The 14,284-nt window shown below is 31.4% G+C and carries 13 protein-coding genes; 7 read left to right on the top strand and 6 right to left on the bottom strand.

Annotated features, from left to right (window positions below; all coding sequences use genetic code 11):
* The first annotated feature begins 320 nt into the window (after positions 1–320).
* From FOC48_RS07655 to FOC48_RS10150, 7 genes are all read left to right on the top strand, one after another.
* Positions 321–1,427 carry a BMP family lipoprotein gene (locus FOC48_RS07655; RefSeq protein WP_003147810.1) on the top strand — a complete coding sequence of 369 codons (1,107 nt, stop codon included), beginning with the start codon at positions 321–323 and terminating at the stop codon, positions 1,425–1,427.
* Between the two features lie 294 nt (positions 1,428–1,721).
* Complete coding sequence (locus FOC48_RS07650; RefSeq protein ID WP_003147812.1) at positions 1,722–3,233, top strand: ABC transporter ATP-binding protein; 1,512 nt, start codon at positions 1,722–1,724, stop codon at positions 3,231–3,233.
* Positions 3,234–3,245: 12 nt separating this feature from the next.
* Positions 3,246–4,310, top strand: coding sequence for an ABC transporter permease (locus tag FOC48_RS07645; RefSeq protein WP_003147813.1), 1,065 nt, complete (start codon positions 3,246–3,248; stop codon positions 4,308–4,310).
* On the top strand, positions 4,311–5,231 hold the full coding sequence (locus FOC48_RS07640) for an ABC transporter permease (RefSeq protein ID WP_003147814.1): 921 nt from the start codon (positions 4,311–4,313) through the stop codon (positions 5,229–5,231).
* A 154-nt stretch (positions 5,232–5,385) separates the two neighbouring features.
* On the top strand, positions 5,386–5,529 hold the full coding sequence (locus tag FOC48_RS07635) for a hypothetical protein (protein WP_003147816.1): 144 nt from the start codon (positions 5,386–5,388) through the stop codon (positions 5,527–5,529).
* A gap of 45 nt (positions 5,530–5,574) precedes the next feature.
* Complete coding sequence (locus FOC48_RS07630; protein WP_003147818.1) at positions 5,575–5,913, top strand: hypothetical protein; 339 nt, start codon at positions 5,575–5,577, stop codon at positions 5,911–5,913.
* A gap of 645 nt (positions 5,914–6,558) precedes the next feature.
* The gene (locus FOC48_RS10150) at positions 6,559–11,355 is read left to right on the top strand and encodes a Spy0128 family protein (RefSeq protein WP_172497917.1); all 4,797 of its coding nucleotides are present in this window, start codon (positions 6,559–6,561) and stop codon (positions 11,353–11,355) included.
* Between the two features lie 106 nt (positions 11,356–11,461).
* Here FOC48_RS10150 and FOC48_RS09805 read toward each other — a convergent pair whose 3' ends face one another.
* The 6 genes from FOC48_RS09805 to FOC48_RS07610 form a co-directional block, all read right to left on the bottom strand.
* A complete protein-coding gene (locus tag FOC48_RS09805) occupies positions 11,462–11,665 on the bottom strand; it encodes a hypothetical protein (protein WP_216842913.1) in 204 nt (67 codons plus the stop codon).
* A 147-nt stretch (positions 11,666–11,812) separates the two neighbouring features.
* Entirely contained in the window at positions 11,813–12,073 is a 261-nt protein-coding gene (locus FOC48_RS09800) for a hypothetical protein (RefSeq protein ID WP_003147822.1), read from the bottom strand.
* A 30-nt stretch (positions 12,074–12,103) separates the two neighbouring features.
* Complete coding sequence (locus tag FOC48_RS09795) at positions 12,104–12,250, bottom strand: hypothetical protein (protein WP_003147823.1); 147 nt, start codon at positions 12,248–12,250, stop codon at positions 12,104–12,106.
* 212 nt (positions 12,251–12,462) lie between these two features.
* Complete coding sequence (locus FOC48_RS07615; RefSeq protein ID WP_003147824.1) at positions 12,463–13,563, bottom strand: DUF2871 family protein; 1,101 nt, start codon at positions 13,561–13,563, stop codon at positions 12,463–12,465.
* Positions 13,532–13,702 (bottom strand): hypothetical protein, encoded by a 171-nt coding sequence (locus FOC48_RS10175; RefSeq protein ID WP_367889940.1) that lies wholly within the window; start codon positions 13,700–13,702, stop codon positions 13,532–13,534. Before FOC48_RS10175 ends, FOC48_RS07615 begins: the two co-directional genes overlap by 32 nt.
* Positions 13,703–13,765: 63 nt before the next feature.
* The gene (locus tag FOC48_RS07610; protein WP_231291954.1) at positions 13,766–14,122 is read right to left on the bottom strand and encodes a TetR/AcrR family transcriptional regulator; all 357 of its coding nucleotides are present in this window, start codon (positions 14,120–14,122) and stop codon (positions 13,766–13,768) included.
* Between the last annotated feature and the right edge of the window lie 162 nt (positions 14,123–14,284).

Here is a 14,284-nt window from a genome sequence, read left to right as displayed (position 1 = left end):
ATGTAATTAGTTCAATAAAATAAAGTGTTTATCCGAGGAATATAATTAATGTGTAATAATATTATAAAATGTAAAATCTGTATAAAATGTAAACGTTCTTAATGTTTTGGAAATACTTTATTATTCTAAAATAATCTTATATGAATATAGAAGAATAGATATAATAACTCCTGTAAACACTACTTTTATAGGTTTTTATAGTTAGAAAACGAACATTATGAAAAAATGTTAATATTTTTTTAATAAATTATTGAAGTTTCAAAGATAATGTGGTATTATTTAGATATAAACAATATACAAATAAAGGAGACTTTTTATTTATGAAAAAGGTATTTTCGTTAATAACAGTTGTTTTATCAGCAGCATTAATTATTGTTGGATGTTCTTCTAAATCATCTAACGGAAATTCATCTTCTAACAACTCTGGATTAAAAATCGGTGTTGTAACTGACGAAGGTGGAGCAAAAGATAAAAGTTTCAACCAAAGTAACGTTGAGACAGTAAAAGCTTGGGCTGAAAAAAATGGTGGAAAAGCACTAAACCCAATCGAAACTAAAAACCAAAGTGATATTGCAGCAAACTTACAAAACGCAGCAAAAGCTTCTGACGTAATTTCATTAGCTGGTTTCTACTTTGAAAAAGAATTACCAAAAGTTGCAGATTCATTTGCAGATAAAAAATTCATCTTCATTGATGGTGTAGTTCAAAACAAAAACGTAGAATCAGTTACATTCTCAGAGCACGAAGCAGGATACTTAGCAGGATATGCAGCAGCTTTACAATCAAAAACTGGTAAAGTTGGATACATTGGTGGAGCTAAAATCCCAGCAGTAGTTAAATTTGGTGTTGGATTCGTTCAAGGTGCTAAAGCAGCTAAAAAAGATATCAAAGTTGTATACAACTACAGTGGTTCATTCAACGACACTAACAAAGGTAAAACTTTAGCAGCAACTATGTTTGATGCTGGAGCTGACGTTATCTTCGTAGCAGCTGGTGGTACTGGAAGTGGATCTATCAAAGAGGCTCAAGAAAGAGCAACTAAGGATCTTAAAGAAAGCGGAGAAGTTAAACACTGGATCGTTGGTGTAGATAAAGACCAATATTCTGAAGGTGTATTCAAAGCTAAAGATAAAGACGGAAAAGATGTTGAAAAATCAGTTATCTTAACTTCAGCTGTTAAACGTATCGACGTTGCAGTATCTAACATCTTAGACGCTATCAAAGCTGGAAAATTTGAAGGTGGAAAAGCTAGAGTCTTCACTATTAAAGAAGATGGTGTTGGACTTCCAGCAGAAAACCCTAACTTAAGCGATGATATCAAAGCTAAAATTAAAACAGTTGTAGAAGATCTAAAATCAGGTAAATCAACTGTTGCAGCTGATGCTGCTGGTGTAGCTGATAAAGCTAATATCGACGGAGAACTTTAATTTTAAGAAGTTTATATTAAAAGACCTAGCGATTGCTAGGTCTTTTTTTAGCAAATTATTTTTATATTTCTTAAATAGTATTAAAAAATTTATATTATAATTAAAATTATAAAAGTTATAAAACTAGTAGTATATTATAAAATTATAAAACGAATACACCTTGGTAATTAATAATTTTATAATAACTGAAATTATGGTAAATATATGAAAAAAATCTATTAAAAAGCTATACTAGTTTGTCAAAATATATTATAATATATAGTATGTAAGAATTTATAAAAGAGAGGTAAAGATATGTACGCTATAGAAATGCTAAACATAACTAAAAAGTTTGGCGACTTCTACGCAAATAAAGATATCACTATTCAGGTAAAGAACAATGAAATTCATGCTTTACTTGGTGAAAATGGTGCAGGGAAATCTACGTTGATGTCGGTTCTTTTTGGTATGTACCATCAAGAAGCCGGTGTTATTAAATTGAATGGTAAAGAAGTTGATATTAAAGATCCTAAGCATGCTAACCAACTTGGGATAGGGATGGTGCATCAGCACTTTAAACTTATTAAAAACTTCACAGTTGCTGAAAATATTATTTTAGGTATGGAAGAAGTTAAAGGTGGAAAAATTGATTTAGATAGTGCAGCAGTGAAAATTAAAGATTTATCTAAAAAATATGGTTTAGAAGTTGATCCTAAAGCATTAGTTGGAGATATTAGTGTTGGGATGCAACAAAGGGTTGAAATTTTAAAAATGTTATATAGAGATGCTAACATTTTAATTTTTGATGAACCTACTGCAGTTTTAACTCCTGCTGAGATTAAAGAATTCTTAGCTATTCTTAAAAATCTTCAAGCGGAAGGAAAAACTATTTTATTAATTACTCACAAACTTAATGAAATTATGGCCGTTGCAAATCGTTGTAGTATTATTCGTCGTGGTGAATACTACGGAACAGTTGAAATAGCAGAAACAACAAAAGAAAAACTAGCTAGTCTTATGATTGGTAAAGACTTAGAAATAATTAAATATGAGCGTTCAAGAGATGGTAAGAAAAATATTCTTGAAGTTTCAGGTGTTTATGCTGACACTGCTGAGAAGAAAGATATTCTACATGACTTCAACTTAAATGTACGTGAACGTGAAATCCTTGGTATTGCGGGGGTTGACGGAAATGGTCAACAACAATTTGTAGAAGTACTAAATGCTTTACTTAAAGAAACAAAAGGAAAAATTATTTTTGACGGAAAAGAGATTAATTCATTATCAACAGCAAAACGTAAAGAGCTTGGACTTGAAATTATTGCTGAAGATAGACATAAAGATGGTCTTGTATTAGATTTCAGTGTTGAAGAAAACGCAGTTTTAGAAAATTATTATACAGAAAAATTTGCTAAACGTGGATTCTTAAAAAAGAATATTATTTCAAAATTTGCTAAAGAAATTTGTGAAAAATATGATGTTCGTAAAGCTGGAGATGAAAAAATTTCTGCACGTAGTATGAGTGGTGGTAACCAACAAAAACTTATTATTGGACGTGCTTTAGAATTAGATCCAAAATTACTAGTAACAACTCAACCTACGCGTGGTCTTGATGTTGGAGCTATTAACGGTATTCATAAAATGTTAATTAATTATCGTGATAAAGGTAATGGTGTATTATTAATTTCATTTGACTTAGATGAAATCTTAACATTATCTGATAGAATCGCGGTTATTCACAATGGTAACATTATCGATGTAGTGGATAATGATGAAAATGTAACAAAAGAACAACTTGGTCTGCTTATGGCAGGGGTTAAGAAGTAGAGAGGAGAACGTATGTTAAAGAAAGTTTTAACTAATGCGGTGCTACCGATATTAGCTTCATTTATTATTGGAGCAATTCTTATTTCAGCGATAGGGGCAGCACCAGGAGATGTGTTTGGAGTAATTGGAGATATTTTTTCAGACTCAAACAGTATAGCTGAAATTTTTGTATCAACAATTCCGCTTATTTGTACTGGATTATCTGTTGCATTTGCATTTAGAACAGGTTTATTCAACATTGGGGCAGAAGGTCAATTCATTATGGGTGGTCTTTTCGCTGGACTTGTTGCGATTAAAATGGAAGGTATGAACTTCTATTTAGTATTAATTACTAGTATTCTAGTTGGTGTTGTAGTAGGTGGTCTTTGGGCAGCTATTGCAGGTTACTTAAAAGCTAGATTTAATATTAGTGAAGTAGTTGTAACAATTATGTTAAACTATACAGCTTTATATTTCGTACAATTTGCTGTACCTAAATATATTAAAGGAACTAACGATATTATTTCTAAACCTATCGTTTCAGCTGATGGAACAGGATATTTACAAAATAGTTTAGTTGAAGGTATTTTCAACAACTATCGTTTAGGAACTGATTTATTCTTAGCTATTTTTAGTGTTATTATTTTCTATATCGTTATGGAAAAAACAGTATTCGGTTATGAATTACGTTCTGTAGGATTTAATCCGAGTGCATCAAAATTCGTAGGTATGAAAGTAAATAGAAACACTGTGTTATCTATGGCTATTTCAGGAGCTTTCGCTGGTTTAGGTGGTGCTCTTTACAATATGGGACCTGTAGGACAAGTAGTTGCAGGTTCAACATTCCAAGGATTTGGATATATGGGAATCGCGGTTGCATTAATCGGAGCTAACACAGCTGTTGGATCATTATTAGGAGCATTATTATTCGGATTCTTAGGAGTATTAACTCCACAATTATCATTCATCGGTATTCCAAAAGATATCGCGAATATTTTAATCGGATTAATCGTATTATTCGTTGCAGCTAAAGCTATCTTTGATAACAAGTTGCTTGATAAATTATTTAGTAGTAAGAAACAGAAAGGAGATAAATAGATGGATACAGTATTATCACTATTAGACTCAATGTTACAATATACTGCACCAATTCTTATAGCTGCCATCGGTGGTTTCTATTCAGAAAAAAGTGGGGTTGTTAACATTGCCCTTGATGGTTTCGTAATCTTTGGATCATTCATAGCATCGCTATTAGCATTGTCAGTGTTTGATGGATCTCCAACATTACTCCAATTAGTAATTTGTTTAGTTGTTGCAACACTTGCAGGTGGATTAATGTCATTAATTCACGCATATATCAGTATTAACTTAAAAGCTGACCAAGTTATTTCAGGTACGGCGATTAACTTAATTACACCAGCTATAGCATTATTCTTAGTTAACCACTTTAATGGTACATATGAATTATTATTAGCAAGTGGTTTCCCAAGATACACAGTATTTGGTAAATTTACTATTTATCCAACGGTATTTATAGCTGTAATTTTAGTAATTGTAACATACTATGTAATATATAAACGTCCATTCGGATTACGTTTACGTTCTGTAGGGGAAAACCCACAAGCGAGTGATTCACTTGGATTAAACGTATTTAAATATCGTTACATTGGGGTATTTATTTCAGGATGTCTAGCAGGATTAGCTGGAGCTATAATTGCAACTACATTCTCTCAAGGTTTCAATGCAGCAATCACGGTATACGGATTCGGATACTTAGCATTAGCAGCATTAATCTTCGGTAAATATAACCCAATTACAATCACATTAGCTTCGTTATTCTTCGGAGGAACTAAAGTATTCGCTGAGAAAGTTTCTATCTTAGCACCAGATTTACCAATTCCAGTATCATTCTGGAACATGTTCCCATTCGTAGCTACAATCATTGCACTTATCGTATTTTCTAAGAAAACTTCTACTCCAGAAGCACTTGGTATTCCATACGATAAAGGTATGAGATAAGGTTGTATTAAAAAACAATTATATAATAACACTCAGAAATTAAGTTACACTGAGTGTTATTTTTTTATTTAGAGAAAATGTGGTATAATGGTGACAAAGAAACAAGAATAGTCAATAGAAAGTATTATTTTATTGTATAAAGGAGAACTTAGATATGAACAAGAAATTACTTATGGTTCTTGCAGCAGGTGCATTGGTTATAACAGGATGGGCAGCAAAAGAAGCCAATAAAGAAAAAAATGAAAAAAATAACTCAGAACAAAAAGATGTTCCAAAAGAAGAAAAGAAACAAGAATAAAAAGTTGTTCATGATTTAGCAGAAGTAGAAAAATTAATAAATAAAGTGGCAGTTTCAGGCAATGATTTATCAAGATTAAAAGAACAAACTAATTTATTAGCTTGGATTACTCAAGACAGAGTTAGAAAATCAAAATCATCTAATGGAGATGAACTGTTTACTATTTCGAAAGAAGATTATCTAGATGTTATCAATGAATATTCAGATAAAACTTATACTATGAATGAGGCGTTAGGTTTATTAAAAGGACCAAATTTTAACGAATATGAAGTTGAAGCAGCAAAATCACCATTATATCCAACAAAAAATGAAATACATTATTATAAAGGTGATGATAAAATTGTCTTTGTTGGAATGCCTTTAACAAATAAATATCCACTGTAGTAAAAGAAGGAACTAAAGTAGTAGGAACAGCTAAAAACAAAGCAGATGGAACAGTTACTTTCAATATAGAATATATAGAGGGAAAGTCAAAGTACAGTCGTACGCTTGGTTGTCTTGTTGCGTTCAAAATATGAAAACAATAGCACTAAGAGAGGTGTAATCCTCCCTTAATACTACTGATACTCGGCCATATGGCTTATTTTTTTGAAAAACGACCAAAACATCAATATGTCCATTGATATTTTGGCCGTTTTGGCAACAATCTGTGAAAAAAGAGAGAATTCTTATTCTCTCTTTTTTATGTTTATTAGGTAAATAATACTTTTTAAAAAAATATGTGATTATTAGAGTAATAGTGATGAATGTGGTTACTAAAATGAAAAATATATTTTAATTATTATTTAGCAGAAAATTGGAGAAAAATTAGTAAAAAATGAGATATTTTTTTAAAAATTAAATAATAATTTCTTTGTTGATTTATACTACAAGAATAAGTTTTTTGTTAAGTTATAATTAAGATAATGATATATATTTTTTATATCATAAAAAAGTGAAAAATCGAAATTAAACTTTTGCAAAATTATAAAAGAATATATATAATATAAAATAGGGATTTATACCTAAATATTTAAGGAGGATAATATAGTGAAAAATATTACAAAAAAATATGTTCATGTATTTATGGCAGTTTTGTTAGTATTATCAGTATTTGTACCATTTTTAAAAGCTGGTAATACCGTAAAAGCAGCAGAATTACCAGCAAATAAATATAACATGACATCGACTGTGAAAATCAATAATAATCCAGTTGTAAATAATGCAAAATATGGGGAAGGAAAATTCTATATATCACCAACATATACTTTTCCAAATGATGTAGTATTACAAAATGGAGATTATATGGTTTATCAAGTTCCAAACGAGTTTAAAATCGAACAAGATTCAACAACTGATTTGAGAGCAGCAGATGGAACAGTAATCGCGAAATTAACAACAAATAAAGCAGCTAATACGGCAACAGTTACAGTAACAAATCAAGAATACTTTGCTAACTTGCCAGAAGATAAAACAATTACAGCTTTATTTACTGTTGTATGGGCAGATAGTGTTAAGTTAGATACTCCATATAACATTACTTTCCCTGGAGCTGGAAACTATACTCTAACCCGTATTGTTCCAGATGATGACCCAACAGGATTTACGAAATGGGGAGTTCAAGACTCAAGTGATCCTAACTATGTAAACTGGCGTATCCGTATAAACCGTTATGCAAAACACTTTACAAATGTTAATATAGCAGATATCATCCCAGAAGGACAAGTATTAGCTAGTGATATTACAGGATACTATTTCACTGAATGGAATAAAGCAGAAACACGTCCACCATTAGCAAAAACGGATGTAACTATAACAGATCCAAATCATTTTAGCATTAGACCAAACGGAGGTACGTTAGATAACAAAGGTTTATATGTAATGTACAAAACACGTTTAACAGCGCCTGTTGATAATGCTACTAAAAAAGCATTCAACAATGCTACAGCTACAACAGATCAAGGGAATTTTGATATACCAGGTTTTGCGCCACTAACTACAACAGAAGGTATTGGAGCAGGTGGTAAATCAGATGAAGTTGTATTTGAGGTAACTAAAAAACTTGAAGGTAAAGCTCTAGAATCAGATGCTTTCACTTTCCAATTAATTGCACCAGATGGAACTGTACAAGAAGCGAAAAACGATGCTAAAGGAAAAGTAAAATTCCCAGCTGTTAAGTTCTCAAGTACTGGAACATTTAATTACCAAATCAAAGAAGTAGATGGTAAAAAAGGTGGATACACTTATGACACTAAAACTATCAACGCAACAGTTACTGTAGAAGATGTTTACGGTGTTAAAATGGCAAGTGTAAAATATGATAATAAAGAATTCAAAAATACTTATAAAGCAGCTGAAACAACAGTTCAACTAGAAGGAACAAAAGTACTGAAAAACAAAGTACTAGAAGCAGAGAAGTATGAATTCGAATTAAAAGAAAATGGTGCGCTTGTTAGCACAGCTAAGAATGATGCAGCAGGAAAAATTACATTCCCAGTAATTACATATAAAGAAGCAGGGAAACACACTTACACTATTACAGAAAAAGCAGGATCAGGGGATGATGGAGTAGCATATGACCCTAATGCTTATGAAGTTACAGTAGATGTAAAAGATAATGGTGAAGGTAAATTAGTAGCAACAGTGACAGGGTTAGATAACCTAACTTTTGTAAACGTTTATACAGCAAAACCAACAAAAGCAACTATTACGGCGACAAAAGCACTAAACGGAAGCACACTAAAAGATGATCAATTTGAATTTGAACTAAAAGAGGGTGCTAAAGTAGTAGGAACAGCTAAAAACAAAGCAGACGGAACAATTACTTTCGAAGATATTACATATACAGAAGCAGGAGTGCATACATATACTCTAACAGAGAAAGAAGGAACAGAAGGTGGGGTTACGTACGATAAAACTTCTCACGAAGTAAAAGTAGAAGTTACTGACAATGGACAAGGTAAATTAGTAGCGGCAGTAACAGGAAATAACCCAGCATTCACAAATACCTATAAAGCAGCTGAAACAAAAGCAACTATTACGGCGACAAAAGCACTAAACGGAAGCACACTAAAAGATGATCAATTTGAATTTGAACTAAAAGAGGGTGCTAAAGTAGTAGGAACAGCTAAAAACAAAGCAGACGGAACAATTACTTTCGAAGATATTACATATACAGAAGCAGGAGTGCATACATATACTCTAACAGAGAAAGAAGGAACAGAAGGTGGGGTTACGTACGATAAAACTTCTCACGAAGTAAAAGTAGAAGTTACTGACAATGGACAAGGTAAATTAGTAGTGGCAGTAACAGGAAATAACCCAGCATTCACAAATACCTATAAAGCAGCTGAAACAAAAGCAACTATTACGGCGACAAAAGCACTAAACGGAAGCACACTAAAAGATGATCAATTTGAATTTGAACTAAAAGAGGGTGCTAAAGTAGTAGGAACAGCTAAAAACAAAGCAGACGGAACAGTTACTTTCGAAGATATTACATATACAGAAGCAGGAGTGCATACATATACTCTAACAGAGAAAGAAGGAACAGAAGGTGGGGTTACGTACGATAAAACTTCTCACGAAGTAAAAGTAGAAGTTACTGACAATGGACAAGGTAAATTAGTAGTGGCAGTAACAGGAAATAACCCAGCATTCACAAATACCTATAAAGCAGCTGAAACAAAAGCAACTATTACGGCGACAAAAGCACTAAACGGAAGCACACTAAAAGATGATCAATTTGAATTTGAACTAAAAGAGGGTGCTAAAGTAGTAGGAACAGCTAAAAACAAAGCAGACGGAACAATTACTTTCGAAGATATTACATATACAGAAGCAGGAGTGCATACATATACTCTAACAGAGAAAGAAGGAACAGAAGGTGGGGTTACGTACGATAAAACTTCTCACGAAGTAAAAGTAGAAGTTACTGACAATGGACAAGGTAAATTAGTAGTGGCAGTAACAGGAAATAACCCAGCATTCACAAATACCTATAAAGCAGCTGAAACAAAAGCAACTATTACAGCAACAAAAGCACTAAACGGAAGCACACTAAAAGATGATCAATTTGAATTTGAACTAAAAGAGGGTGCTAAAGTAGTAGGAACAGCTAAAAACAAAGCAGACGGAACAATTACTTTCGAAGATATTACATATACAGAAGCAGGAGTGCATACATATACTCTAACAGAGAAAGAAGGAACAGAAGGTGGGGTTACGTACGATAAAACTTCTCACGAAGTAAAAGTAGAAGTTACTGACAACGGACAAGGTAAATTAGTAGTGGCAGTAACAGGAAATAATCCAGCATTCACAAATACCTATAAAGCAGCTGAAACAAAAGCAACTATTACGGCGACAAAAGCACTAAACGGAAGCACACTAAAAGATGATCAATTTGAATTTGAACTAAAAGAGGGTGCTAAAGTAGTAGGAACAGCTAAAAACAAAGCAGACGGAACAATTACTTTCGAAGATATTACATATACAGAAGCAGGAGTGCATACATATACTCTAACAGAGAAAGAAGGAACAGAAGGTGGGGTTACGTACGATAAAACTTCTCACGAAGTAAAAGTAGAAGTTACTGACAATGGACAAGGTAAATTAGTAGCGGCAGTAACAGGAAATAACCCAGCATTCACAAATACCTATAAAGCAGCTGAAACAAAAGCAACTATTACAGCTAAAAAAGTATTAGAAGGTAAAGCTTTAGAAGCAGACAAATATGAGTTTGAACTAAAAGAAGGAACTAAAGTAGTAGGAACAGCTAAAAACAAAGCAGACGGAACAGTTACTTTCGAAGATATTACATATACAGAAGTAGGAGAACATGAATATACTGTAACAGAAAAAGCAGGAAATGAAGCAGGAGTTACATATGATTCAAAATCTTATACAGTAAAAGTAAAAGTTACTGACAATGGACAAGGACAACTTGAAGCAACAGTAACTGATAATAATCCAACTATTACAAATACATATAAAGCAGCTGAAACAAAAGCAACTATTACAGCTAAAAAAGTATTAGAAGGAAAAGCTTTAGAAGCAGACAAATATGAGTTTGAACTAAAAGAAGGAACTAAAGTAGTAGGAACAGCTAAAAACAAAGCAGACGGAACAGTTACTTTCGAAGATATTACATATACAGAAGTAGGAGAACATGAATATACTGTAACAGAAAAAGCAGGAAATGAAGCAGGAGTTACATATGATTCAAAATCTTATACAGTAAAAGTAAAAGTTACTGACAATGGACAAGGACAACTTGAAGCAACAGTAACTGATAATAATCCAACTATTACAAATACATATAAAGCAGCTGAAACAAAAGCAACTATTACAGCTAAAAAAGTATTAGAAGGTAAAGCTTTAGAAGCAGACAAATATGAGTTTGAACTAAAAGAAGGAACTAAAGTAGTAGGAACAGCTAAAAACAAAGCAGACGGAACAGTTACTTTCGAAGATATTACATATACAGAAGTAGGAGAACATGAATATACTGTAACAGAAAAAGCAGGAAATGAAGCAGGAGTTACATATGATTCAAAATCTTATACAGTAAAAGTAAAAGTTACTGACAACGGACAAGGACAACTTGAAGCGAAAGTAACAGGAGATGGAGATAATGTGACGTTTATAAATAAATATAATAAACCAACCCCAGAAAAACCTGTAGATCCAAAAGATCCAAAAGATCCAAAAGATCTAAAAGATCTAAAACCTAAGAAACCATTACCAAATACAGGAGCTACTGATTCACCAGTATTACCAGGTCTTTTAGGACTTGTACTTGCAGCATTATCTATTTTCTTATATCGCACTAAAGATGCTCGATAATCTTTTTTGATTTAGAGAAAATAATAGAAATAGCTATTTGTTAATTACAATAGTAATAAATCGTTTTAAGTAAAATCCGGGACATGGTAAATGTCCCGGATTTATTTTATAAATCTAAAATTTTTTTGTATGTGTTTATATCGAGTTCTTTTCTTTCTATGCACCAATTTTTTATAAGGATTTCTAATTCGTTCTTATCTTGAACAAGTGTTTGGTAGAATGCATCATCTTTTGCTATTTCAAAAAAGTAGCCAGAAATGTTATTGGATGCATCTTTATTGAATAGACGGGCAAAAAGACCATTTGGCACATAATTTGGTGTGCATTGAATGTAATTACTTTCTGAGGCTGTGTTATCATTTTCAAACCAGATGGTAATAAAGGTAAATTGATCTTTTATTATACCTCTTTCTGGTTTATCAAGAGTAGCAATAGAATTTTCAATAGTCTTCCAATCTTATAAAGTATCTCCTATACTTTTGGTACTATATTTTAATATGTCAAGATTTTTACAAAAAATCTCACCAGTAGCTAGATTATAAACTCCCATACCATATTGTTCGGCAGTGTTTTTTAAAAATTTTAATACTTCAGTTGCCACATTGTATAAAAATGCACAATATACTCCATTTTTACCAAAGCTGTAATCTGTTAAATGATTCTCTGTATCTTCAGATGCATAGGCAATTTCATCAGATAAGGCATATTCTCCATTCATTGGGGGGGAATTTTTCGAACATTTTTTCGTCTAAGTAACTATTATATCAGAGCAGCCATGTAAAGAATTATAGTCTTTATTTTCCTTATACTTTGTAAATTCATCATAGTAATTAAATACATCTAGAGAAGTTTTTATGTCTTTTCTTCGTTCAAAAATAAATAAATCAAAACTCATAATATTACCCCCAAATTTTTATTTTTGTTCTTTAATTTCAATAATATTATATCATATTTTACAATGGTTTATTAATAGAGTATACATACATAGAATATCGAAAAAATTAAGAGTGGCGGACAGAACAATAACCGCCTATGAGCTGATTATAGAAGACTATTGTTTGTAAACTTATTTTACAGTATTATTTAAATTATTAGGGTATCTAATTATTATTCTTTAATACTTCTTAAAGTAATATTTGATTCATTTTGGAAAATTTTTACAACCATCCAAACAATACCTATAGCTAAAACAATATGGCCAAGACCAGAAAGTCCTTCAAGAGCAGCTTTATTCACTATAGGTCTGCTTGCACTAACTATTTCGAAAATTCCAAACAAGGTTATATTAACAATAGTAAATGTGAATCCTGAAACAAACACATATAGTGGTTTTCTAAGTGGTAAGATTTTTTTAACATCATATTCTTTAACTACTAGATAAAGAATCATCATTAGTAAAAATCCAAGGGCTAAAACATGCATATGAAGTTTTGAAAGATGATTATTATCTGAATATTTATAAAATTTTGTAAATTCTCTATAAAATACACCTGCTATTAATCCCATAACTAAGAATGTATAAGATAGACCAATAATATTTTTCTTTTCAAATTTGTTAACAAAATATCTATATCCAAAGACAATAATCATTAAATATGCTAAGGTTTTTGGTATCATAAGAGCACCTATAATAGGATAGCTGTCTACCCAAAGCACGACTGGAATATAAAATGCTAAGCTCAATAAAATACATATGCTCATATTTTTTAATCCAGGTTTGTCCTTTTTCTTATAAGACCAATAGATTAGTAAGGCTCCCATTATCGCGAATGGGATATTTCTATATATTCCAAACATGTAATTTTCAGAAATGGTTCCCCAGTTGTTTTGAGGAAGAACGGTTAAAGCTATTCTTATCAATGCTAAAACATATATGATATTTCTTTTCGCTGTGGTGCAATCACCACTTTGACTTTTGTAATAATGGTAGAAAAGAACATAAAAGAGAGTCATTGTTATACTTGTGACGAGTTTACCCCATGAAAGAGCAGAGGCATTGATTTCAAAGCCGTTATAACTCAAATGTGAGATAATTCTCGGTAACAGATGAAACGAATAGCCTACACCTAAGATTATAGCCATAATAACAAAGAGTTTAGCTTCTTTAGATTTTTCCAACAATAGTCTTATACCTAGTGATAAAACTATACTTAAATATGTAAAATTAAATAAACTTTCAACAATTCCTATAAGTAACTCCTTTCTCAATCCAACTTAAATGTTTAATATTTTTTTCTATAAATTCTTCCTTGCTCCAACTTTCTCTAAAAAGCCTCTGTATAAGACTATGAATAATTGATTTTACAAAATGTATTTTTTCTAAATCCATTAAGCCTTTATCGCTCATACCTTTAAATAGCTCTTCTTGATTTTTATGAGATGCTTCCCAACTATTATTTAAATCTTCATTCTAATATAAATATCGATTTTTATAAATCATATAGGTGTTCTCGTCGAATAGTATATCTGCGATTTTATGACCGTAAGCAATTAAAGCCTCGGACAAATTTCTATTTTTCAACAAAAACATTTTCATAAATAATTTATGAATATCAACAGTTTCTTTATTAAGAATTGTAAAATAGGCATCTTCCAAGTTTTTAAAATATTGATAAAAGCTACTTCTAGCTATTCCTGCTTTTTCAACTATTTCTTTAACGTTTACCTTTTGAAATGGCTTGGCTTCGAACGCTTCTACAAAAATTATTTTTTCTTGTTTTTCCTTTGTGAGATTATAAAAAACTTCTTTAGGAATTTTTTCCTCCATGTGACATGGTGTCATTTGTTAAGGGAATCAATTTTATTAATATATGTTCTTCTTATCTTTTTGGTAATGTGAAAAATAAATAAGCCCTATATTCTATATAACGTTTTTTATAGTTATACGATAAATAGGGCTTATTTTAAGTTGTGAAGGTAAATAAATTAT

It is taken from the genome of Gemella haemolysans (genome assembly GCF_012273215.1).
Classification (GTDB): Bacteria; Bacillota; Bacilli; order Staphylococcales; family Gemellaceae; genus Gemella; species Gemella haemolysans_A.
The sequence above is the reverse complement of the archived record's forward strand: the minus strand, read 5'-3'. Positions and strand labels throughout refer to the sequence as shown.

What these genes read in the sequence shown, in the direction of transcription:
- FOC48_RS07655 (WP_003147810.1), top strand. Translation starts at nt 321, where the DNA reads ATGAAAAAGGTATTTTCGTTAATAACAGTTGTTTTATCAGCAGCATTA.
- FOC48_RS07650 (WP_003147812.1), top strand. Translation starts at nt 1,722, where the DNA reads ATGTACGCTATAGAAATGCTAAACATAACTAAAAAGTTTGGCGACTTC.
- FOC48_RS07645 (WP_003147813.1), top strand. Translation starts at nt 3,246, where the DNA reads ATGTTAAAGAAAGTTTTAACTAATGCGGTGCTACCGATATTAGCTTCA.
- FOC48_RS07640 (WP_003147814.1), top strand. Translation starts at nt 4,311, where the DNA reads ATGGATACAGTATTATCACTATTAGACTCAATGTTACAATATACTGCA.
- FOC48_RS07635 (WP_003147816.1), top strand. Translation starts at nt 5,386, where the DNA reads ATGAACAAGAAATTACTTATGGTTCTTGCAGCAGGTGCATTGGTTATA.
- FOC48_RS09800 (WP_003147822.1), bottom strand. Translation starts at nt 12,073, where the DNA reads ATGAATGGAGAATATGCCTTATCTGATGAAATTGCCTATGCATCTGAA.
- FOC48_RS09795 (WP_003147823.1), bottom strand. Translation starts at nt 12,250, where the DNA reads ATGAGTTTTGATTTATTTATTTTTGAACGAAGAAAAGACATAAAAACT.
- FOC48_RS10175 (WP_367889940.1), bottom strand. Translation starts at nt 13,702, where the DNA reads ATGAGCGATAAAGGCTTAATGGATTTAGAAAAAATACATTTTGTAAAA.
- FOC48_RS07610 (WP_231291954.1), bottom strand. Translation starts at nt 14,122, where the DNA reads ATGGAGGAAAAAATTCCTAAAGAAGTTTTTTATAATCTCACAAAGGAA.